Annotated in this window: 17 protein-coding genes; all 17 read left to right on the top strand. The window is 61.6% G+C overall.

Annotation, left to right across the window (positions count from 1 at the left end; all coding sequences use genetic code 11):
* Window positions 1–176 precede the first annotated feature (176 nt).
* The 17 genes from IM764_RS00575 to IM764_RS00495 all read left to right on the top strand — a co-directional run bounded on the left by IM764_RS00575 (window position 177) and on the right by IM764_RS00495 (window position 20,978).
* Window positions 177–587: an SAV_6107 family HEPN domain-containing protein gene (locus tag IM764_RS00575; protein ID WP_194186512.1), complete on the top strand. Its 411-nt coding sequence runs from the start codon at window positions 177–179 to the stop codon at window positions 585–587.
* A gap of 352 nt (window positions 588–939) precedes the next feature.
* On the top strand, window positions 940–1,341 hold the full coding sequence (locus IM764_RS00570) for a DUF3040 domain-containing protein (protein ID WP_194186511.1): 402 nt from the start codon (window positions 940–942) through the stop codon (window positions 1,339–1,341).
* Between the two features lie 1,095 nt (window positions 1,342–2,436).
* Complete coding sequence (gene mraZ / locus IM764_RS00565; protein ID WP_194186510.1) at window positions 2,437–2,868, top strand: division/cell wall cluster transcriptional repressor MraZ; 432 nt, start codon at window positions 2,437–2,439, stop codon at window positions 2,866–2,868.
* A 227-nt stretch (window positions 2,869–3,095) separates the two neighbouring features.
* Window positions 3,096–4,133, top strand: coding sequence for a 16S rRNA (cytosine(1402)-N(4))-methyltransferase RsmH (gene rsmH / locus IM764_RS00560; protein ID WP_194186509.1), 1,038 nt, complete (start codon window positions 3,096–3,098; stop codon window positions 4,131–4,133).
* Between the two features lie 59 nt (window positions 4,134–4,192).
* Window positions 4,193–5,032, top strand: coding sequence for a hypothetical protein (locus IM764_RS10500; RefSeq protein WP_304503314.1), 840 nt, complete (start codon window positions 4,193–4,195; stop codon window positions 5,030–5,032).
* Between the two features lie 177 nt (window positions 5,033–5,209).
* Window positions 5,210–7,099, top strand: a complete 1,890-nt coding sequence (locus IM764_RS00550) for a peptidoglycan D,D-transpeptidase FtsI family protein (protein WP_370551492.1) — start codon at window positions 5,210–5,212, stop codon at window positions 7,097–7,099.
* A gap of 2 nt (window positions 7,100–7,101) precedes the next feature.
* Window positions 7,102–8,748 carry a UDP-N-acetylmuramoyl-L-alanyl-D-glutamate--2,6-diaminopimelate ligase gene (locus IM764_RS00545; protein WP_194186508.1) on the top strand — a complete coding sequence of 549 codons (1,647 nt, stop codon included), beginning with the start codon at window positions 7,102–7,104 and terminating at the stop codon, window positions 8,746–8,748.
* Between the two features lie 6 nt (window positions 8,749–8,754).
* Entirely contained in the window at window positions 8,755–10,269 is a 1,515-nt protein-coding gene (gene murF / locus IM764_RS00540) for a UDP-N-acetylmuramoyl-tripeptide--D-alanyl-D-alanine ligase (RefSeq protein ID WP_194186507.1), read from the top strand.
* A gap of 4 nt (window positions 10,270–10,273) precedes the next feature.
* The gene (gene mraY, locus IM764_RS00535; protein ID WP_099298958.1) at window positions 10,274–11,374 is read left to right on the top strand and encodes a phospho-N-acetylmuramoyl-pentapeptide-transferase; all 1,101 of its coding nucleotides are present in this window, start codon (window positions 10,274–10,276) and stop codon (window positions 11,372–11,374) included.
* 55 nt (window positions 11,375–11,429) lie between these two features.
* Window positions 11,430–12,923: a UDP-N-acetylmuramoyl-L-alanine--D-glutamate ligase gene (gene murD, locus IM764_RS00530; protein WP_194186506.1), complete on the top strand. Its 1,494-nt coding sequence runs from the start codon at window positions 11,430–11,432 to the stop codon at window positions 12,921–12,923.
* Window positions 12,923–14,551: a putative lipid II flippase FtsW gene (ftsW, locus tag IM764_RS00525; protein ID WP_194186505.1), complete on the top strand. Its 1,629-nt coding sequence runs from the start codon at window positions 12,923–12,925 to the stop codon at window positions 14,549–14,551. Before murD ends, ftsW begins: the two co-directional genes overlap by 1 nt.
* A 6-nt stretch (window positions 14,552–14,557) precedes the next feature.
* Window positions 14,558–15,676 (top strand): undecaprenyldiphospho-muramoylpentapeptide beta-N-acetylglucosaminyltransferase, encoded by a 1,119-nt coding sequence (murG, locus tag IM764_RS00520; protein ID WP_194186504.1) that lies wholly within the window; start codon window positions 14,558–14,560, stop codon window positions 15,674–15,676.
* Between the two features lie 117 nt (window positions 15,677–15,793).
* Entirely contained in the window at window positions 15,794–17,284 is a 1,491-nt protein-coding gene (murC, locus tag IM764_RS00515) for a UDP-N-acetylmuramate--L-alanine ligase (RefSeq protein WP_194186503.1), read from the top strand.
* A 3-nt stretch (window positions 17,285–17,287) separates the two neighbouring features.
* Entirely contained in the window at window positions 17,288–17,959 is a 672-nt protein-coding gene (locus IM764_RS00510; RefSeq protein WP_194186502.1) for a cell division protein FtsQ/DivIB, read from the top strand.
* A gap of 202 nt (window positions 17,960–18,161) precedes the next feature.
* Entirely contained in the window at window positions 18,162–19,451 is a 1,290-nt protein-coding gene (gene ftsZ, locus IM764_RS00505) for a cell division protein FtsZ (RefSeq protein ID WP_194186501.1), read from the top strand.
* Between the two features lie 12 nt (window positions 19,452–19,463).
* The gene (gene pgeF, locus IM764_RS00500) at window positions 19,464–20,192 is read left to right on the top strand and encodes a peptidoglycan editing factor PgeF (protein ID WP_194186500.1); all 729 of its coding nucleotides are present in this window, start codon (window positions 19,464–19,466) and stop codon (window positions 20,190–20,192) included.
* 93 nt (window positions 20,193–20,285) lie between these two features.
* Window positions 20,286–20,978 (top strand): YggS family pyridoxal phosphate-dependent enzyme, encoded by a 693-nt coding sequence (locus IM764_RS00495; RefSeq protein WP_194186499.1) that lies wholly within the window; start codon window positions 20,286–20,288, stop codon window positions 20,976–20,978.
* Window positions 20,979–21,012: the final 34 nt, after the last annotated feature.

Here is a 21,012-nt window from a genome sequence, read left to right as displayed (position 1 = left end):
CTCAACTTGGCACTAGTTCGAACAGGTGTTCTATTAATGAGTTGGTGGAGGCGGTTGTTGTCTCGCTGCTGAATACCTTGATGGCTAGTTGGATAAGCGAAGTGCTGCTTCGGAGCGTTGCAAGATCCAGCGCTGCAAGACCCAGTTAGCCAAAGATTAAGGAAGGCGAAGGCGCAATGAGTACGATACGAAAATTACGGGCGCACACGGTACATAAGAGCGCTGTGTCCTTCCTGGATGATGCGGAGCGACAGCTTGCTGCATCAAGGCAGGCGGAACGTTTGGATGAGGCTCTATCGCTTTCTTACCGTGCCGCTTTGCGTGCAGCGGGGGCGCTGATCGAGCACAAGATGGCAGGCCGAAAGCGGCGGCCGCAGGGGAGTGCGTGGGACAAGTTAAAGATGTTGGATCCTGCGATGGAACAGCGCTGCCAGCGTTTTGAAGTACACGCTCGTCTTGCGAGCCGGGCGGACATGGGGCTTGAGAAAAACGTCAATCCCTTGGTGGTGCAGAAGCTCTACGACCAGGCGTGTGTGCTGGTAGATGAGGCTCGGGCAGAGATCGAAGGCGCTGCAGTGGTTGCTTAGGCTTGGTTGGATCTCGGTGGGAGCGGTACGGCTCGATTGCCATGGTGGTTCGGATTCAGGTGATTGTTTGATGAAGCTGAGCGGAGGAAGCTGAGCGCGATTTCGGATTTTCTCTGGCGATGGGAACTAAATACGTATGCTGGACGTTGTACCTAACAGAGCCTTCATATCCGCTGGGTTGAGTTTGCGTCTTCTAGTGCGCGGATCGGATATTCAGTAGTTACCTTTCACTTCTTGAACCACCTTTTGAAGTTGTGAGGGGCACTGATCACCTAGCCGGTGAAGGCACCAAAACAGCAAGAACGATGAGCACCCACCAGGGGTTTCATCGCAGCGACAGTGGAGGTTGGACGTGGCTCTATCTGAGCAAGAGCAACGGATGCTCGAAGAGATCGAACGCGCACTCATCGCGGACGATCCGCGTTTGGCGCACCGGGCTTCGAGGGAAAGCAAGGGAACTTTCTCCTTCAATATTCAATCCGTGGCGATCATGCTGGTCGGCCTATGCATGTTGGTTGGCGGAGTGAGCCTCGCACAGTTTTCCCTATGGTTCGTGGCTCTGAGTATCCTCGGCTTCTTCATCATGTTCGCTGGAGGCATGATGGCGTTCCATGGCACTGGAACTCGCTCGAATGCAGCTAAGGGTAAGGGTGCTGGTTCAGCGAAGGTCTCTGCTGCTAAGTCGAAGGCGGCGAAAAACGGCGGTATCGGCGACCGCATGGAAGATAGCTTCCGCAAGCGCTTCGAGCGATAAGCGGCATCCGCGAGGCTCCTTGGGAGTGAGGCACCTTCTTCAGGCACCTTGATTGGCTGTCACGACTATCCTGATCGCTCCACTGGAAACGGTGGGGCGATTTTTCGTGTCTACTGTGCCTCTTTTATCTTCGCGCCTGCCTTCCTGACGCTTGTCCGCTTCTCCTTGTAGCACTTTCTCTCAGCACTACCAATTGTCTTCGTCCTTCAACCCGGAAATCAGTCCAATTCGGGCGCTTTTGCGCGGCGGGCAAGAGCCGTTCATACTTCCGTACCAAAACTCATTTAGAGACGTCACTTGCGCCACATTTACCTGGGGAAACACGGTGCGCCATTTGAGGATTGGTACAGAAGTATGACGCTTGGCAGAAGTCAGGGAAGTCGGGGAGTCGTGGAAGCGGGGGGAGTCGCTCGGGCGCGGAGCTTGCCATTAGTGCCGCCGCTCGCGCTGCTTGGGCCGACCACTTGCGCCGCCGCTTGCTCTGGCGTGGCCTGGCACCAGTGCCGCCCCTAACACTTCCGCTTGCACTGCCTGGGCCGACCACTAACGCCGCCCCTAACACTTTTGCCCGATCCCGCGGCTCACTTCTGGCCGGAGATTGCCGAAAATCTGCCATTAGGCCCCATTTTGCCCCCACTTTGCCCCACATTGGCTCAGTAAGGGGCCTCGGCAGGGTTGAGCAGCAGTCAAATGCGGCTGAGAGAGGAGTGGCGGAGATCCTCCGGAAGACAAAATAGTGCTCGTGAACTGCGATAATAGAACGAGCTCCGCAAAGCGGACAACAAGGTAAAAGGCCCACCTGGCTGACACACAGTGGTGGGGCCGCCGCCCTGCAAACCTGGACGAAAGGCGCGCGAACCGTAGAAGCACCTGTGAATCCCGCTTGCGGAAAATCTCCCCACAGGGAAAGATGGCGCAGGTCAGAGGAAACATCCGGAAATAAAAAGCCTTAAGTATTTGTTTAATGTTCGGCGTGTGGCTGTTCTGGTGGGGGACAGTGGGGTAAAGTGGGGCACAGCGACGCGCTGAATAACTGAACAGAGCTGGTGAAAAAGACAACGTTGTGTCGATCGGTAACAGGAAGGAGCCGCAGACATGTTCTTCGGCACCTTCACACCGAAGTTGGACGACAAAGGGAGACTCACCCTGCCGGCCAAGTTCCGCGAGGAACTGGCCGATGGGCTGATGGTGGTCAAAGGGCAGGACCGAAGCCTGGCGGTGTATCCGCGAGGTGAATTCATGGTCCGCGCCAAGAAGGCCGCAGCTGCTTCACGCACAAACCCCAGGGCACGAGCATTCGTGCGCAACCTGGCGGCGAGCGCCGACGAGCAGACTCCTGATTCGCAAGGCCGCATCACCATTCCCGCTGCACACCGCGATTACGCGGAACTCAGCAAAGAATGCGTGGTCATCGGCAATGTGGACTTCCTCGAAATTTGGGATGCCGAAGCCTGGGAGGCATACAGCGCCGAACATGAGGCTGACTTCTCAGTAGGCGATGACGAATCCTTCGCGGAGTTCCTCTAGAACTTTTTCGACACACAGAGTGTGCGCAGGCCCTTATCTGCGTGGACGACGTGACGTTTGATGTACTTCCCCGATATCAGACCCACACCCACGCAGGTAAGGCCCTGTTCACACTCTTTAACTTTGTCACCAGCTTTTTCACGTCGGCACGAAGCTGATTCCGCGAAGGGCGGCGTCGGCACAAAAAGAACAGCAAGATCCCGCAACAGCACGAAAGGAGGACAACAATGAACCCACGCCAACCTGGCCACACCCCGGTCATGCGCGATCGGATGGTCGAGCTGGTGCAGCGGGGTGTCCAGTCCTCCGATGCGCCGGTGACGCCGGTAATTGTCGACGGCACGCTCGGCGCAGGTGGACACACCGAGGCATTCCTTGAGGCGATGCCGCAGGTAGTGGTGGTGGGGCTGGATCGCGACCCGAACGCGCTGGCCGAAGCCAACGAGCGGCTGGCTCGCTTCGGTGAGCGCTTCGTGAGCTACCGCACCCGCTTCGATGGCATCACCGATGCTTTGAACGAGCTGGCGGAACAAGGGCGCATCCCCACGGACGTACGCGAACACGGAATCTCCGGATTCCTGTTTGACCTGGGTGTTTCCTCAATGCAGCTGGATCAAGCGGATCGTGGTTTTGCTTATAGCCAGGATGCACCGCTGGACATGCGGATGGACCCGGAAACCTCGCTGACCGCCGCGGACATCTTGAACACCTACTCGCACGGCGATCTTGCGCGCATCCTGAAGACCTACGGCGACGAGCGTTTCGCGGGCAAGATCGCCAGCGCCGTGCTCCGCGAGCGGGAAAAGGAAGCGTTCAGCGATTCCGGGCGCCTGGTGGAGCTGCTCTATGCGGTGATCCCGGCAGCGTCCCGGAGGACCGGTGGACACCCCGCCAAGCGCACCTTTCAGGCATTGCGCATCGAGGTCAACGCGGAGCTGGAAGCACTGGAAAACGTGGTTCCCGCAGCGGCAAGTTGGCTGCACCTCGGCGGCATGGGCGTGTTCATGAGCTACCAGTCGCTGGAAGACAAGATCGTCAAGAAGGCGCTGGCTGAGCTCTCCGCCTCGCAGACCCCCGCCGGTCTGCCGATGGAGCTTCCCGGATCAGAAGCGGAGTTCGAGCTGGTCACCCGCGGTGCAGAGAAGGCCACCGAAGAGGAAATCGAACTGAACTCTCGTGCCGCACCCGTGCGCGTGCGGGCTGCTGCTCGAGCGAGCATGCGGGGATACAGCACATTCCCCGTGCCCCCGAGGACAAAAACATGACCACGCGGATCCCCACCAACCCACGAGCAACCACCACACACTTTCCAGAAGGACACAGTATGACCACCGGAACGCTAAAGACCAGGAGCACCGCCTCACCACGCCGTGACTCTGGTGCTCGCTCGTACCAGTCCACGCGCAGCACTCGCGCTACTCGTACTTCGCGGACCGTGGAGCGGCCAGCCCAGCGAGGCGAACGCACCATTTCGCAGCCGCAGGCGTTGCAGGATCGACGCAAGCGCACGGGCCGTCTGGGCTCCCAGCAGCAAGTTTCGATGCGTGGTCGCCGGATTGCACCTCGGGATAACACTGATCCGCGGGCGCGCAACTTGGCCTTCTTCATGGCTTTCGCGCTGATTGCGGGCATCGTTTCGGTGATGTGGCTGTCCGGAATTACCACGGATCAGTCTTTCCAGATCGCGGATGCGCGCAAGCAGTCCACCAACCTGACCAATGAGCTGGAATCCTTGGAACGTGACGTCTCTGATGCACAGTCTGCAGCCAACATTGCGGCCCGCGCCTCTGAAATGGGAATGGTGGTGCCGGATCAGACGGGTGTGTTGAACGTCAACGGCGACAAGGTTGACGAGCAGCGTCCAGCTGACGCTGCCGAGAACCGTCCGGTGATCGACGTCAACGGCACTAAGAAGCCAAGTACCGCAACGTCCGATCCAGCCCAGACGGCGAACGTGCCGGGACTGGCCCCTGAGAGCCCAACCGGTGCCGCAGCACAGAACGGCACGGGCGAGGTTCCTTATTCCAATCAGAATTCTGCAGGCGGCGCAGCCGCGGGCAACCAGGCACCAGCGCCTGCAGCACCAGCACCAGCACCAGCCCCAGCGCCGGCTGCGCCTGCGCCGGCTCCCGCGCCAGCGGCACCCGTCGCCCCACCAAACTGATCAGAAATTACCAACTAGTTACCCACCGTTGACCTCAACGAGGTAGACACGCAATCGAAGGACAACCGTTGGCTCACCTCATGCTGACGGAGACACGCCGGGCAGGTTGCCCGGCACATTGCGTTCAGCGGTGGACAATGAAGCAACATGCTGTCCGCAGAAAGGAGTGAGTAGGTTTTGGCACAACAGCGAAAGCCTCAATCTTCGCGTACTGCGGAAGCAAACAGCTGGTTGATTCTCGATAACAGCAGCGCCCGGTTCAGCAAGCGTCTGCGCATGGTTCTGAGCCTGATCTTGCTGCTGGTCATCGCACTGGTACTGCGCCTGACGTGGGTGCAGTTGATCGCCGGACCTTCATTGGCCGCGCAGGCACAGATGCAGCGCACCACGGTGCTGGCCGAGCCTGCACACCGTGGAACAATCACGGACCGCAACGGCAATATTCTGGCCTACACCATGGAGGCTCGTTCGCTGTCGGTACACCCGGGCAAGCTTCGCGACTTCATGCAGGAGCGCCACGAACTCGACCCAGAAAACGTCCCAGAGCCGGACGAACGCCTGGATGAGATCGTCGAAAAGCTGCCGAAAATGATCGACCAAGAAGGCGCGGACATCAAGGAGTCCGACCTACGCAAGAAGCTCACCTCTGATGCCACCTACGAGGTCCTCGTACGCAACGTGGATCCGGACATCGCGCAAAAGGTGGTAGCCGAGTTCCCGGAGATCACCTCGGAGCGTCAAGACATTCGTCAATATCCCAACGGCGCAGTGGGAGACAACCTGATCGGAAAGATCAGCCAGGATGGCCAAGGCCAGTTTGGCTTGGAGCTGTCCCAGGACGCCCGCCTGCAGGGAATCAACGGATCCCGGACGGTGGACGTCGGCGGCGATGGATACGCCATCCCGGGCTCCGTCCGCGACGAACACCCACCGGTGGATGGAGATGCCTACCAACTCTCCTTGGATCTGGATGCCCAGACGTATATCCAGCAGCAGGTCCAGCAGGCTAAGGACAATTCCAAGTCGAACTCCGCCAGCGTGGTGGTTCTGGATGTGCAGACCGGTCAGGTTGTAGCCATGGCCAGCTCCGATACCGTCGACCCGAACGGCGACGTGGAAAAGCAGCTGGATCAGGACAAGATCTTCGGCGACCGAAACACCACCAATGCCTTCGAGCCGGGTTCCGTGGCCAAGATCATGACCGCAGCAGCGGCAATCGAAGAGGGCAAGACCCGCCCATCTGAGGTTCTGCAAGTTCCCGGCAGCATTGAGATGGCGGGTGTGACCGTCAAGGATGCATGGGAGCACGGCACGGTTCCGTACACCACCACGGGCGTGTTCGGTAAGTCCTCCAACGTCGGTACGTTGATGCTGGCCCAGCGCGTGGGTGAGGAAAAGTTCAACCAGTACCTGCGCGATTTCGGCGTGGGCCAGGCCACCGGCGTGGGGCTGCCGAATGAGACATCCGGTTACGTGCCGGAGCTCAACCAGTGGTCCGGAGGTACGTTTGCCAACCTGCCAATCGGCCAGGGCATGTCCATGAGCCTGTTGCAGATGACCAGCATCTACCAAGCGCTGGCCAATGACGGCAAGCGTATCGAGCCTCGCCTGGTGGAATCCATCACCACTGCGGATGGCTCCACCGTCAACCCGCCAGCACCGAAGGAAACCCAGGTGGTGTCCCCGGAAACCGCGAAGACGGTGGTGGATATGTTCCGTGCAGTCACCCAGTCTGATCCGACTGGCGTGCAGCAGGGCACGGGCGCTTCCGCATCTGTGGAGGGCTACCAGATTTCCGGCAAGACCGGCACGGCCCAGCAGATCAATAAAGACACCGGTGCCTATTCCAATTCGGATTATTGGATCACCTTCGCCGGTATCGCCCCAGCCGACAACCCTCGGTTTGCCATTGGTGTGATGCTCGATGACCCAGAGCGCGGCACCGATGGTGGTGGCGGCGGTTCAGCAGCTCCTTTGTTCCACGACATCGCATCGTGGCTGCTGGATCATTACAACGTTCCTTTGTCCGGTGACCCCGGCCCGATGCTGATGTTGGAGAAGCAGTAGTTATGACCACCCTCATTGAATTAGCGCGCCTTACCGGAGGCTCCCTTCTGCCTGATCCAGAAACTGCTGGACGGGTGGAGGTAGCAACCTGCACGCTGAGCTCCGACGAAGCCGGCACGGACACGCTGTTTTGCGGCGTGCCCGGCACCCGTACTCATGGCGCATCCTTTGCGGTGGATTCCGGTGCGCCGGCTGTACTGACGGATTCCGAGGGTGCGGCGATTATCACTGCGGCTAGTCCTGAGTTGCCTGTGTTGGTTGTTGACGACGTCCGCCGTTGGATGGGCGAAGTTGCAGCCGAGATTTACGGGCATCCCTCCAGCAAGCTGACCGTGGTGGGCATCACCGGCACCTCCGGCAAGACCACCACCAGCTACTTGGTGGAACGCGCGTTGATGGACAGCCATTCGGTGGGCATCGTCGGCACCACAGGCACCCGCATCAATGGTCGCCCGGTGGAAACCAAGCTGACCACCCCGGAGGCGCCCACCATGCAGGCCCTGCTGGCTCGCATGGTCGAGGAAGGGGTCACGCACGTGGTGATGGAGGTTTCCTCCCACGCGCTGGCGCTGGGTCGGGTGCGCGGTATTGGTTTCGACGCCGCCGCGTTCACGAACTTGAGCCAAGATCACCTGGATTTCCATCCCACGATGGAGGACTACTTCCAGACCAAGGCCAGCTTGTTCAGTGCGGAATACGGCGATCCAGTGCCAGTAATCTGCGCAGATGACGAGTGGGGACAGCGGCTGGCACAACAGGTGCTGCGCAAGGCGGAATCCACTACCGACGTGGCAGCTTTGTCCTATGTGGTGACCACGAATGCGGATGCCGCTGCGGCGACCAGCGAGTTGCCGGTATGGCACTGGAATGCCGATGACGTGCGCGTACAGCCCAACGGCACCCAGCTGATCCACGTTTCCCGCACCGGCCGCACGGCCTTGGCGGAGCGCGCGGACAACGAAGACTTTGAATACAGCATCGCGCTGGCGGGCAGCTTCAACGTGCCCAACAGCCTGCTTGCCCTGGCGTGTGTTGACGCACTGGGAGAACAGCAGGACGCGGGAAGCGCCGCAGAACTCGCCACCCGCATCGCAGAGGTGCAGGTGCCGGGCCGCATGCAGGCCATCAACGTGGGTCAGCCCTTCCTGGCGATGGTGGACTACGCCCATAAGCCAGGCGCGGTGGCCAGCGTGGTGCAGACTCTGGCGGACTACGTCCCGGCAGAAGACGGTCGCATCGCCATGGTTCTCGGCGCAGGTGGAAATCGCGATCACGATAAGCGCCCAAAAATGGGGTACGAAGCAGCTCGCGTGGCAGATGCTGTGTTCGTGACGGATGATAACCCCCGGGACGAACAACCAGCAGACATTCGGGCGCAAGTCCTGGAGGGAACGAAGCGGGCGGCGTCGGAAAGAAACGATCACCCCGTGCACATCGAAGAGGTCGCCGACCGAGCTGAAGCGATCTTCAAGGCCGTGCGCTGGGCTCGCCCGGGCGATGCGATTGTGGTGGCTGGCAAGGGGCACGAAAAAGGCCAGCTGGTTGCGGGCGTGATGCACGACTTTGATGATGTGGCCGTCCTGACGTCGGAGCTCAACGCTCTGATGGCGGACAACGGTGAGACGACAGACCACGGTGAGAGGAGCTAGGAAGACATGATTGAACTAAAGCTGGGGGAGATCGCCGACGTCACCGGAGGCAGTCTCATCAACGGTGCCGATCCCGAGGCTGTCATCGCTGGTCCCGTGGAGTTCGATTCCCGTGTGATCAAGCCGGGGCAGATCTTCATGGCGCTGCCGGGCGCGCGCGTGGACGGTCACGATTTTGCGCAGGGCGCGCTGGACGACGGCGCTTCGCTGCTGCTGGTGGGGCGTCCCATTGAGTTGCCCGCGTTGCTCGCGGCGCCGGTAGAGACCTCCGAGGAGGCCGCCAATGCCTCTGCGTTTGAGCACGATGACGAAGGCCACGGCGCGGCAGTGCTGGCCGCGGTGGACAAGCTGGCTCGGCACAACACTGATCGCCTGGTGGCCGAGGAAGGCCTGACCGTGGTGGGCGTGACCGGGTCTGCGGGCAAGACCTCCACGAAGGATCTGCTGGGCGCTGTGTTGCGTGCGGCGGGAGAGACCGTGGCGCCTCCGGGCAGCTTCAACAATGAGATTGGCCTGCCATACACCGCGCTGCGCGCTGGTCGCAGCACGAAGTTCCTCGTCTCCGAGATGTCCGCTCGAGGCGTGGGTCATATCCGCCACCTCACCGAGGTCACTCCGCCGTCCGTCGGCGTGGTGCTCAACGTGGGCAGCGCGCACCTGGGCGAGTTCGGTTCGCGTGAAGCCATCGCGCAGGCCAAGGGCGAGTTGGTGGAATCCTTGCCGGCAGAGGGCCTTGCGGTTCTCAATGCCGACGACGACAAGGTCAATGCCATGGACGCGCGCACCCAAGCCCGAGTGGTGCGTTACTCCACCAGCGAAACCACGGGTAAGGCTGGACGCGCGGAGTACTACGCCACCAACATCGCTTTGGACGAGGTAGCACGCGCTGAGTTCGACATGCACTATCCCGGTGGCGATCCAGTGCACATCAGCCTGGGTGTGTTCGGCGCGCATCAGGTATCGAATGCACTGGCCGCTGCGGCGGTGGGCATTGAGCTGGGCATGGACCCACAGGTTGTGGCTGATGCACTGTGCTCGCACGTGGCAGCCAGCGCCAACCGCATGGACGTGCGCACCCGTGAAGACGGCGTGACCGTGATCAACGATTCGTATAACGCCAACCCGGAATCCATGCGGGCGGGCATCGATGCTTTGGCTTATACCGCGGCCGGTCGCCCGGACGCGGCGAGCTGGGCTGTGCTGGGCCAGATGGGTGAGCTCGGCGAGGATGGCTCGGACGAGCACACAGAGCTGGGTAAGTTCTTGGCCAGCCGGCGCGTTGATCACGCCGTGATTGTGGGGCGTGGAGTCAACCAGAGAGCCTTGTCCCATTCTGCAAAGGCCGAGGGCGTGGATAGCCAGCTGGTGGATGACATCGATGCCGCCGTGAACTTGCTGGATCTTCAACTGCGTCCGAATGACGTGGTGCTAGTCAAGGCTTCGTATAGTGACGGACTGTGGGGCGTAGCCCAAGGGCTCTTGGCGAATCGCCGGGGCGAAGTGAACGAGGGAGACAACTAAGACCATGATGCAGATCTTTATTGGAGGCGCGGTGGCGTTTCTGGTCACCGTGTTTTTCACTCCCGTTCTCATCAAGAAGTTTTCCGCGGAGGGCTTGGGCCAGGAGATCCGCGAGGATGGTCCGCAGTCGCACTTGAAGAAGCGGGGCACGCCGACGATGGGCGGCATCGCCATCATCGCCGGTTTGGTGTTGGGATTTCTCGCTGCTGCGGTAGCTGGACTGCTCACTTCGGGTGCCGGTCCGGGTGCTTCCGGGTGGATCGTGCTGGGTCTGACCCTGTCTCTTGGAGCCGTGGGCTTTGCCGATGATTACATCAAGCTGGTCAAGGGCCGGAACTTGGGCCTGAACGCCAAGGCCAAGCTGATCTGCCAGCTGGCCATCGCAGTGATTTTCAGCGTGCTGGTTCTGCAGTTCCCGGACGCACGTGGTTTGACGCCCGCCAGCACCAACCTGTCCTTCATCCGTGATATCTCCACCTTCAACATCGCCATCGGCGGCGCCATCCTGGGCGGCGCGCTGTTCATGGTGTTCATCTACCTGGTGATCTCCGCGTGGTCGAATGCCGTGAATCTCACCGATGGTTTGGATGGCTTGGCCTCCGGCGTGACGGCCATCGTGATGGGCGCCTACGTGCTGATCACCTTCTGGCAGTTCCGTAACTCGTGTTCTTATGGCGCGTCCGTGGGCTGCTACTCCGTGCGCGACCCACTGGATCTGGCGATCTTGGCTTCGGCCGCTTTGGGTGCCTGCTTGGGCTTCCTCTGGTGGAACGCCGCTCCCGCGAAGATCTTTATGGGCGATACCGGATCCCTGGCACTGGGCGGCTTGGTGGCGGGCTTGTCCGTGACCACGCACACCGAGCTGTTGATGATCATCATCGGCTGCATCTTCGTGGCTGAGGCCGCCAGCGTGGTGATCCAGGTGGGATCCTTCAAGGCCACCGGCAAGCGCGTGTTCCGCATGGCTCCGATCCACCACCACTTCGAAAATGGTGGTTGGGCGGAGACCACCGTGGTGGTGCGTTTCTGGTTGATCGCGGCATTGGCTGCAATCAGCGGTTTTGCGCTGTTCTACGGCGAGTGGCTGACCACCACCGGTTTCTAAGTTTTCACCGAATCCCCGCACACCACACCACAGCACGTTAGTGAGGCGACTGACCATGACTCAGCAGACACTTTCCCCAGCCGAGGCACTGAGCCGCATGCTGGATTCTCGTGGCGTGCTGGTGGCAGGCGCCGGGGTGGCTGGTCGGGGAGTGCTGACGATGTTGCGGCACCTGGAGGCGCCCTCGATTGTTATTGCCGACGACAACGTGACCGAATCTGCCTTACTGACCATGGAGACCCCGGCGCACGCCGCGGAAACCTACGTTGCGGTGGAGCAAGCCCGAGCCTTGCTACGAGGCGAGTCTGAGGATTCTCCCGTGCCCGGGCTGGTCATCACGTCCCCCGGCTGGCGTCCGGATTCTCCGCTGCTCGTGGAAGCTCAAGAGGCCGGTATTCCCGTGATCGGGGATATTGAGGCCGCGTGGTTGGCTGATCAGGCGGAGGCCTTCGGCCCATCCCGCACCTGGTTGGCGATCACCGGCACGAACGGCAAGACCACCACCACCGCCATGCTCACCGCCATGCTGGTGGCGGATGGTCAGGCAGCCGTGGCAGTGGGCAACATCGGCAAACCTCCGGGAATCGCGCTCACCGCAGACTTGCGCGGCGAACCACGGGCGAACGTCCTAGTCGCTGAGGTTTCTAGCTTCCAACTGCACTGGGCGCCGTCGTTCCATCCTCACGTGGGCTGCGTGCTGAACCTCGCAGACGACCACCTAGATTGGCACGGAAGCTACGCGGGATACGCGGATGCGAAAGCACGGGTATTCCGCGCCGACACTGCAGTGATTCCTTCCGCCGAGGCAGAAGTGCTGGAAACTATCGAGCGTCTGTGGCCCACTGAAGCTGAGCGCCCGTGGGATACCGCGCGCTTGTTTAGCGCGGGCGAAACCCAAGACGTCCTGAAGGCCGAGCACAACGTGGGCATCCGGGATGGAAAGGTGGTTGAACTCGACGAGGAGATCGTGCTGGCCAGCGCCGAAGGCATTTCCCCTCCGGGGCCCGCCGGATTGGCCGATGCTGCAGCCGCCGCCGCGATGGCGCGCAGCGTGGGAGTTCATCCCAGCAGCATCGCCGAGGCTCTGAGTTCCTTCCGCGTCCAAGCCCACCGGGGACAGGTGGTGGCCACCACCGCGGGAGCGCAGTGGATCGATAACTCCAAGGCCACTAACCCCCATGCCGCCGCGGCTGCCCTGAAGGGCCAGAGCAACGTGGTGTGGATCGCTGGCGGTCAGCTCAAGGGAGCAGCCATCGAGCCATTGATTCGCGATGTGGCATCCAGCCTCAAGGCAGCGATTGTGCTGGGCACGGACCGCCAACGTATTGCTGATGCTCTTGCCGAACTCGCGCCAGAGTTGCCCGTCAGCCTCGTCGACGAGACCGATCCGGAGGAGGCAATGCGCTCCGTAGTGAGTCATGCACTCTCGTTCGCGGCTGAGGGCGATAACGTCATTCTTGCCCCCGCAGCAGCATCGCTGGATATGTACACAGGCATGAGCCAACGCGGGGATCTATTCGCACAGTTCGCCATGGAAGGTGGCCAGTGATGAGCACCCGGATGCCGGAGAAGAACTCCCGCGCACGCCGCCCCCAGGCTGCCCAGAAGCAGCAGTCGAACAACGCGGACCGGAACGAGTCAGCGCGGGTCTGGAAGACACTGGGCGGCCGCGTACAGGAAGTGCTCGCGAAGCCGCAACTCAACTACATGGTGATTCTCACCGTGACCATGCTGCTGACCGGGCTGGGCCTAGTCATGGTGCTGAGCTCGTCGATGGTGAACTCGCGCGCCAGCGGTGGCAGCGTGTACACGGAGTTTTTCCGCCAGGCTGCCATCGTGGTGGTCGGTTTGATTGCGATGTGGTTTGCGCTGCGCATTTCGCCGCAGCGGATGCGTAAGCTCTCGCCATATCTCATGGGGCTTGCTTTCATATTGCTGATTGCGGTGCTCATTCCCGGCGTGGGTGTGGGCGGTGACGAAGTGGGTTCCAACTCGTGGATTCGTTTCGCCGGCGTGGGCATCCAGCCCTCGGAGGCGGCCAAGCTAGCTCTCGCGGTGTTTGGTTCCTCGGTGGCGGCGCACGGCATTGCCAAGTACAACACCGTGAATCAGGCGCTGGGACCGTTGTTTGCGGCCGGCGGAGTATTCATGCTCCTGGTCATGTTGCAGAAGGATCTGGGCATGATGCTCTTGGTGGGCATCGTCATGCTCGCGCTGGTGTTCTTCGCTGGCACGAACCAGCGCGTATTCTTGGGCGCCCTTGGAGTTATCTTTTTGGTTGGTGTGGGGGCCATCGCCTTGCAGGCGTATCGTTCCGCCCGCATCACCACGTGGATGGACGCGCTGTTTTTGAACTTCTCTGATTCATCCACGCAGGGTTCTGCCTACCAGTCCCACCAGGGCATTCTTTCTCTTTCCGACGGCGGTTTCACCGGCCTGGGCTTGGGCCAATCCCGCGCCAAGTGGTTCTACCTCCCGGAGGCCACTAATGACTTCATCTTCGCCGTGGTGGGCGAGGAGCTGGGCTTCTTAGGTGCCATCCTGGTGGTGGTGCTGTTCGGCCTGCTGGGTTGGTTTGGAATTCGCACGGCGCTGAAGCACACCGATCCGTTCATGCGCATGCTGTCTGCCACGCTGACTTTGGGTGTGGTGGTGCAGGCGATGATCAACATCGGCTACGTGGTGGGCCTGCTGCCCGTGACCGGTATTCAGCTGCCGTTGATCTCCGCTGGCGGTACCTCCGCGGTGATCACGCTGATCGCCATGGGACTGCTGGCCAACTGCGCTCGCCACGAGCCAGAAACGGTCTCGTCGATGCAGCACGAGGGCCGTCCTTTGATCGACCGGATCCTCATGCTCCCCGAGCCTCTGCCAGTGATCGCTGGTGCGGAACGCCGCCAGAATCGTCGAAACACCACCCAGCAGTTCGGTGAACCCGTCACCCGCCAGCGCGGGGGCGCGGGGCGCGTGGGTCAGGATGCTCGACGCGAGCGTGACCGGCTGGAGGAATCTCGCCGCAGGGTCGGTGCCGAGTTCCACGAGCGCGACTACGATGGTCGCAGACACGGTTCGCTTCCCCCCGTGCGCGAAACTCGCTCCGAGCGAGCGGCGCGCGAGGGAATGCCGCGGACCACGCAGGCTCGACGAAGCAATCGCCCGGACTCAAGGAGGCGCTAAAACCCTATGAGCGAGACTCGGAACAAGGATGCGAGTTCAACGCTGTCTGTGGTTGTTGCAGGCGGTGGAACGGCGGGCCACATCGAGCCCGCATTGGCGGTCGCGGAAGCAGTACGCAGGTTGGTGCCGAACGCACGGATCACCGCGCTGGGAACCCCGCGCGGACTAGAGAGCGTGCTGGTGCCCGCTCGTGGCTTTGACCTGCGGATGATTCCGCCCGTACCGGTTCCCCGTAAGCCGAACAAGGACGCGCTGACGCTGCCTTTGCGCTTGCGCAAGGCCATCTCGGAGACCAAGAAGGTGCTCAAGGACGTCCAGGCGGACGTGCTGATTGGCTTCGGCGGCTACGTTTCCGCCCCCGCGTATTTGGCGGCCAAGGGTTTGGGCATTCCGTTCTTCGTGCATGAGGCAAATGCTCGGGCTGGGGTGGCGAACAAGCTGGGCGTGAAGCTCGGTGGCACCGCGCTGGCCGCAGTAGAGGGCTCTGGCTTGGATGCGGAAATCATCGGCATCCCTGTCAAGGAGTCCGTGCTGGAGCTGGACCGCGCAGCAATGCGCGAAGAGGCCCGCGAGTTCTTCGGAGTGGATCAGGACGCGCCATTGCTGCTGGTCACCGGAGGTTCTCAGGGTGCCCAATCCATCAACAACGCGATGGCAGAAGCGCAGCAGATCCTGGCCGATAGTCGCGTGGGCGTGCTGCATGCCTACGGCAAGAAGAATTCTTTCGACGTCACGTCCAGCGGTGGGCCAGCGTATGTCGCCGTGCCGTACATCGATCGGATGGACTTGGCGTACGCGGCCGCGGACATGGTGCTGTGCCGCTCCGGAGCGATGACCGTGGCTGAAGCTTCCGCGGTGGGGCTGCCTGCCGTGTATGTGCCTCTGCCACACGGAAATGGCGAACAAGAGCTCAATGCGCGCCCGGTCGTTGCGTCTGGTGGCGGGGTGATTGTGCCGGACGCGGAACTTTCTGCGCAGCGAGTAGCGCGGGAAGTAGTTCCTGTTTTGCGCGATTCGCAGCGCTTGGCGGAAGCCTCCGCTGCCGCTGCCCAAGCGGGTCACCGGGATGCTGCGCACAACATCGCGCAGAAGCTGGTGGATGCGGCGGCTACGGGCACAAAGTAGTCGGCCACTCGGTGGGAAGCCGACCGGCGTCACCGCTTCCCGTTGGAAACCTACGCGCACCACAATTTCATAATTCTTCAACCACAACTCTTTGTCTTCGAAAGGCCGTGTTCTTCCATGACACTTCCCGCAGCTGATCTTTCCCGTGTCCACATGGTGGGCATCGGCGGAGCAGGTATGTCCGGCATCGCCCGTATCCTGCTGTCGCGCGGACACGAGGTCAGCGGTTCCGACATGAAGGATTCGCGCAGCATCCTGGCTTTGACCAGTGCCGGAGCGAAGGTAGCGATTGGTCACGAGGCCGAAAACCTCGACTTGCTGGGGGACAAGCCCACGGTGGTGGTCACCTCCTTCGCGGCGATCCCGCAGGACAACCCAGAACTTCAGGGCGCACGCGAGCTGGGCATCCCCGTTCTGCGCCGCTCGGACGTGCTGGCGCTGCTCATGGAGGATCGGCGTGCGCTGCTGCTGGCGGGAACGCACGGCAAAACGTCCACGACCTCCATGGCCGTCGCAGCTCTGCAGGCTGCAGGTACTGATCCTTCCTTTGCCATAGGCGGTCAGCTCAACCGTGCGGGTACCAATGCGCACCACGGCACGGGAGATATTTTCGTCGCAGAGGCAGACGAATCCGACGGATCCTTCCTGTCTTACTCCCCGCAGGTGGCTGTCATCACCAACGTGGAGCCAGACCACCTGGATTACTTCGGCACCGAAGAGGCATATCGACAGGTGTTCGTGGACTTCGCTCAGCGTGTCCAGCCCGGCGGGGCACTGGTGGTCTGCGTGGATGATCCCGGCGCAGCGCAGTTGGGTGCATACGTAGCCTCAGGCGCATGGACGGAAGAACGCGCCGAGGCGGGGGATGCACAACCCATTTCCGTGTGGGGTTATGGCACGCGTGAGGCCATCGATGCACACCCGGAAATTCCGGCGGGCGCTGTCGTCGAAAATATGACGATCACCCCGCAGGGCACCCACGCCAGCCTCACACTCCCTGCCTTGGACGAACAGCGCATTGAACTGCAGGTTCGTATTCCGGGCGCGCACATGGTCCTCAACGCCACGTCGGCGCTGCTGGGTGGTGCGTTGTTGGGTGCGGACGTTGCCAAGCTGGCGGAGGGAATCGGTGATTTCGATGGTGTTCGACGCCGCTTCGACTACCACGGCGAAGCAGGCGGCGTGCAGGTCTATGACGATTACGCACACCACCCCACGGAGATCACTGCAGTGCTGACCGCTGCCCGCGAGCGCGTGGTGGCCACGGGATTGGGCAAGGTCATCGCCGTGTTCCAGCCACACCTGTACTCCCGAACCATGACCTTCGCGCGCGAGTTCGGCGAAGCGCTCTCGCTGGCGGATGAAGTGATCCTGATGGAGATCTTCGGTGCTCGGGAAGATCCCGTAGAAGGCGTGGATTCCCGAATCATTGGCGAGCACATCGATGGCACGTGGGACTACCAGCCGGTGTTCAACGCGGTGCCGCAAGATGTGGTGGAGCGTGCGAACAGCGGAGACATGGTGCTGACCATCGGCGCGGGCACGGTGACGATGCTGGCCGATGAAATTTTGCTGGCGCTGCAGGATGCAGACGCAGCGGGGGAGTAGACCATGAAGAAGAACTCTCGTCGCAGGCTTCCCGCGCTCATGGCGGCGCTGGTAGTGCTGCTCGCGATCGCGGGCATCTGCGTGTACTTCATCCCGCTAGTGAAGGTGAAGAACATCGAGGTGCACGGCGCCACGAATGCGGATACCACTCAGGTTGCTGAGGCCACGGGCATTTCCGTGGGCGAGAACATGCTGCGCGTAGATTCTGCTGCGGCGGCGAAGAACGTGGCTTCCGTCCCGTGGGTGGAAAAGGTTACGGTGTCCCGTTCGTGGCCGTCGACGATCACGGTCGACGTCACGGAACACCAGCCAGTGGGTTATGTCAAGGACAAGGGCACGCCTCTGGCTGTCAATGAGCACGGACAGGTCTTCCTCAGCGGCGCGCAACCCGAAGGTGCCGTGGAGTTCCGCAACGTCAAGGCCGACGATGCGGCAGCCATCGAAGCGGCGGCCCAGGCCGTGGTGGCACTGCAGCCACAGGTTCGCGAGCAATTGGAATACATGTCCGTCAAGAATGCGGAGAGCATTGAACTGCACTTCCGCGAAGATCGGACAGTGTTCTGGGGTTCGGCCGATAGGGCGCGGGAAAAGGCGGAGGCCACGCGCGTGGTTCTGCTGCGTGACGGCGCGGAATGGAACGTTTCCAACCCCGCCATCCCGACTCTTAAGAGTTAAAGTAGAACTTTAGACCTACGACACGCAACTAAAAATGTGCGCGTAAATGACACGCGTGGCAGTCATGATGGTTAGCAAGATCGGACTCCAAAACCGGATCGCTACAGACCAACAAAGACCACACAGTCACAGTCACCGACGACCTCCTCGAGCCCCGAGAGGTTCACGTCACAGGGACGTCAAGAAAGGCGGAGCACAGGATATGACCACTCCAGGAAACCACCTAGCCGAGATCAAGGTGGTTGGTGTCGGCGGCGGCGGCGTCAACGCTGTCAACCGCATGATCGATGAGAAGCTCCAGGGCGTTGAATTCATCGCGATCAACACGGACGCGCAGGCGCTCATGCTCACCGATGCAGACGTCAAGCTGGACATCGGCCGCGAAGAAACCCGTGGCCTCGGCGCGGGCGCTAACCCGGATGTCGGACGCAAGTCCGCTGAGGATCACAAGGACCAGATCGAGGAGATCCTCTCCGGCGCAGACATGGTGTTCGTGACCGCTGGCGAGGGCGGCGGCACCGGCACCGGTGCGGCTCCCGTGGTGGCCAACATCGCCAAGAAGCAGAACGCACTGACCGTCGGCGTAGTGACTCGTCCCTTCACCTTCGAGGGTCGTCGCCGTGGCAAGCAGGCTCTGTCCGGCATCGACGAGCTGCGCGACGTGTGTGACACCTTGATCGTTATTCCAAACGATTCTCTGCTGCGCATGAGCGACGAAGAGCTGTCCATGATGGAAGCTTTCCGCAAGGCCGATGAGGTTCTGCTCTCCGGTGTGGAAGGAATCACCAAGCTGATCACCACCCCAGGTGTGATCAACGTGGACTTCGCCGACGTGCGCTCCGTCATGACGGACGCCGGCTCCGCACTGATGGGCATCGGTACCGCGCGCGGCGAGAGCCGTGCGATCAAGGCCACCGAATCCGCCATCAACTCCCCACTGCTGGAGTCCACCATGAAGGGCGCCAAGGGCGTGCTGCTTTCCTTCGCAGGTGGCTCTGACCTGGGCCTCATGGAGGTTTCCCAGGCTGCAACTCTGGTGGAGGACTTGGCAGACGAGGATGCCAACATCATCTTCGGCACCATCATCGACGACCAGCTGGGAGACGAGGTCCGCGTGACCGTCATCGCCACCGGCTTCGACGATTCCCCATCCGCAGATTCTCGCGATCAGCGCAACGGCCAGCAGCGCCCATCCGCTGCGCCAACGCAGAGCGCGACCATCTTCGGTGGCGAAGAGCCAGCTCAGCCTTCCGTATCCCCACTGCCACAGCACGCAGTGGAGCAGCCTGCTGAGCAGTCTCGCCCATCCAGCAGCTTCGCGCAGCGCACTCGCTCGGATGTCCCTCGTGGCGATGGCTACCCAGGCCAGAGCAACGGCGGCCTGTTCACCTCCCGTGGTGAGGATCGCTACTCGAACGATCGCTACGCATCCGACCAGCGCTTTGCTGCGCAGGACGATGAAGACGATCTGGATCTCCCAGACTTCCGATAGATCAGGAATCACGTGAGCACTCAGTCAGAACAGCCCTCTGTCCGCAAGGTTTTCACCAACCGGCACGGCGGGTTTTCTGCAGATCCGTATTCCTCGTTCAACCTGGGCGATCACGTCAAAGATGATTCCCAGGCGGTAGCGCAGAACCGCGAACGGCTGGCAGACATCATCGGCCTGCCCGCCGAGCGCGTGGTTTACATGGAACAGATCCATTCCCCCAACGTCACGGAAGTGACAGCGGACATGGTGGGCGCCGGTCCCATCGAGGCCACCGATGCGTTGATTACCACCGTCCCCGGCGTGGCGCTCGCGGTGCTGACCGCCGATTGCGTGCCGCTGTTGCTCTCCGACGAATCCGCCGGAGTGATCGCCGCGGTGCACGCTGGCCGGATGGGCGCTCGCAACGGCGTGGTGCGCAGAACCATCGCGCGCATGGAAGAGCTGGGAGCCATTCCCGCGCAGATCCATGCCTTGATGGGTGCCGCCGCCAGCGGTGCCAATTACGAGGTCCCCGATTCCATGGCAGCAGATGTGGAGTCCAAGCTGCCAGGCTCGCGAACCACCACAGCCCAAGGCACAAGTGGTGTGGATATCCGGGCCGGCCTCACCCGCCAGTTGCTGGGCCTCGGCGTCCGCATGATCGACGCCGACCCGCGCTGCACGGTGGAAGACAAGAACTTCTTCTCTTACCGTCGTGAGGGAGTCACCGGGCGCCAAGCCGGCGTCATCTGGATGCCCTAAAGGTCACGGCTCGAAGTTTTCGGCGCGGCGAGTATGGCGTCGGGGAAAAAGAAGACATACCGAAGTTCCCAGATGAAGGAGCGAGAACACCGAATGGACACACAAGGCGCGCGCGCCGAGGAATTGGCGCATCGGCTCCGGGACGTTCGGCAACGCATCGCGATCGCCGGTGGGGCAGACCTGCTGCCCATCACCAAGTTTCACCCTGTGGAAGACGTGCAAGCTCTCGCCGGTTTCGGCGTGGGTGCCGTGGGGGAGAACCGCGAACAGGAAGCCCGAGCCAAGGCGGAGGTTCTGCAAGGGACCCCAGAGATCCACATGGTGGGGCAGGTGCAGTCCAAGAAGGCCAACTCGGTGGCGCGCTGGGCTGCTGCCGTGCACACCGTGGATTCGCTGAAGCTGGTGGAAGGCTTCGAAAGGGGCGCCACCTTGGCGATCGCCCGCGGTGACCGGGAAGGCGCGCTGCCCGTCCTGCTGCAGTTCAGTGCAGACGGTGACCCGCAACGCGGGGGAGCAGTGGCCGAGGATATCGACGCCCTGGCCGATGCGGTGGCCGCCGCCGATCACCTGGAGCTGCGGGGTTTGATGACCGTTCCTCCTCTCGACGCAGACGCGGCCGCTGTCTTTGCTGCCGGCCGCAAACTGCTGGATTCAATCTCCGACCGCGTGCTGGGCGCGCCCGTCTATTCGGCGGGGATGAGTCAAGATTTGGAAATCGCAATTGCCGAGGGCTCAACGCTGGTGCGTGTCGGAACGGACATCATGGGCCCAAGGCCAGTAATTTAGACCACGAAAAGTTGCCGTATCGTGGCTGGTAGCA

Origin of the sequence: Corynebacterium sp. ED61 (assembly GCF_015233855.1) — a bacterium.
Lineage (GTDB): Bacteria > Actinomycetota > Actinomycetes > Mycobacteriales > Mycobacteriaceae > Corynebacterium > Corynebacterium dentalis.
This window is presented reverse-complemented; position numbering and strand designations above follow the sequence as displayed.

Coding starts and splice junctions, on each gene's coding strand:
- IM764_RS00575 (WP_194186512.1), top strand. CDS start 177: ATGAGTACGATACGAAAATTACGGGCGCACACGGTACATAAGAGCGCT.
- mraZ (WP_194186510.1), top strand. CDS start 2,437: ATGTTCTTCGGCACCTTCACACCGAAGTTGGACGACAAAGGGAGACTC.
- rsmH (WP_194186509.1), top strand. CDS start 3,096: ATGAACCCACGCCAACCTGGCCACACCCCGGTCATGCGCGATCGGATG.
- IM764_RS10500 (WP_304503314.1), top strand. CDS start 4,193: ATGACCACCGGAACGCTAAAGACCAGGAGCACCGCCTCACCACGCCGT.
- IM764_RS00545 (WP_194186508.1), top strand. CDS start 7,102: ATGACCACCCTCATTGAATTAGCGCGCCTTACCGGAGGCTCCCTTCTG.
- murF (WP_194186507.1), top strand. CDS start 8,755: ATGATTGAACTAAAGCTGGGGGAGATCGCCGACGTCACCGGAGGCAGT.
- mraY (WP_099298958.1), top strand. CDS start 10,274: ATGATGCAGATCTTTATTGGAGGCGCGGTGGCGTTTCTGGTCACCGTG.
- murD (WP_194186506.1), top strand. CDS start 11,430: ATGACTCAGCAGACACTTTCCCCAGCCGAGGCACTGAGCCGCATGCTG.
- ftsW (WP_194186505.1), top strand. CDS start 12,923: ATGAGCACCCGGATGCCGGAGAAGAACTCCCGCGCACGCCGCCCCCAG.
- murG (WP_194186504.1), top strand. CDS start 14,558: ATGAGCGAGACTCGGAACAAGGATGCGAGTTCAACGCTGTCTGTGGTT.
- murC (WP_194186503.1), top strand. CDS start 15,794: ATGACACTTCCCGCAGCTGATCTTTCCCGTGTCCACATGGTGGGCATC.
- IM764_RS00510 (WP_194186502.1), top strand. CDS start 17,288: ATGAAGAAGAACTCTCGTCGCAGGCTTCCCGCGCTCATGGCGGCGCTG.
- ftsZ (WP_194186501.1), top strand. CDS start 18,162: ATGACCACTCCAGGAAACCACCTAGCCGAGATCAAGGTGGTTGGTGTC.
- IM764_RS00495 (WP_194186499.1), top strand. CDS start 20,286: ATGGACACACAAGGCGCGCGCGCCGAGGAATTGGCGCATCGGCTCCGG.